Annotated in this window: 1 protein-coding gene; it reads left to right on the forward strand. The window is 65.1% G+C overall.

Annotated features, from left to right (window positions below; genetic code table 11):
• Positions 1–962, forward strand: a 962-nt coding sequence (locus tag D0C15_RS33870; RefSeq protein WP_281270756.1) for an RHS repeat-associated core domain-containing protein, incomplete at its 5' end; no start/stop codon positions are given.
• Positions 963–1054: the final 92 nt, after the last annotated feature.

A 1054-nucleotide genomic window follows, 5' to 3' on the forward strand; every position in this document is an offset into this window, starting at 1 on the left:
TCAACTACGACCGCAACCGTTTGCTGTCGGCGACAAGCGCCGGCACGACGGCGGCCTACAACTACGACCCGTACGGCCGGTTGAACACGGTGACCGCGGCGGGGCAGGTGATCGAGCGGCTCACCTATGACGGCTTCGATCGCACGATCGAGCACGAGGAGATCAACGACACCGGCGGCCTGGACGCCACGACCTACGACTATGACCCGTTGGACCGGACGACGACGAAGACGGCGGATGGGGAGACGACGGAGTTCGCCTATCTGGGCCTGTCGGACAAGGTCATCACCGAGGAGATCGGCGGACAGGTCCAGCGCTCGTATGCCTACTCGTCGTGGGGTGCGCGGTTGTCGCAGGTCAAGCACGACACCGACGGCACGGGTCCGGAGGTCACCGAGGATTCGTTCTACGGCTATAACCCGCACACCGATGTGGAGACGTTGACCTCGGAGTCGGGTGACACGCGGGCGACGTATGGCTACACCGCCTACGGCAAGGACGACGAAGAAGCGTTCACCGGCATCGACAAGCCGGACGCGCAGAACCCGGGCCAGGAGCCGTACAACTTCTACCGATACAACGGCAAACGCTGGGACCCCTCGTCGGGCTCGTACGACATGGGCTTCCGCGACTACAACCCCGGCCTCAACCGCTTCACCACCCGCGACACCTACAACGGGGCACTCGCCGACCTCAACCTCGGGACCGACCCCTGGACCGGCAACCGCTACGCCTTCACCAGCGGAAACCCCATCAGCCGAATCGAGGTCGACGGGCACACACCCCAAGACCTCTTCGAAGAGTCCAACAGCCTCGACGGCGGCAGCTCCTGGTTCTCCGGCCTGTCCTTCGGCTTCGACAGCGACCCACCCAGCGACGGTACAGGCGGGGACTGTGTCGTGAGCGGTGTTTCTGGCCCGACACGCCGGGGTGAAATCCGGCGGGATGGGTACGGACAGTGATGGCATCCGATGCTGTGAGCGCGGATCAGAGGAAGATGAGGAAGTCGGAGCGGGAGCGGTCGGCCGAGCAGGCTGCCGCGGCGGCGATGGTG

The organism is Amycolatopsis palatopharyngis, assembly GCF_003385185.1.
In the GTDB taxonomy this organism is placed as follows: domain Bacteria; phylum Actinomycetota; class Actinomycetes; order Mycobacteriales; family Pseudonocardiaceae; genus Amycolatopsis; species Amycolatopsis palatopharyngis.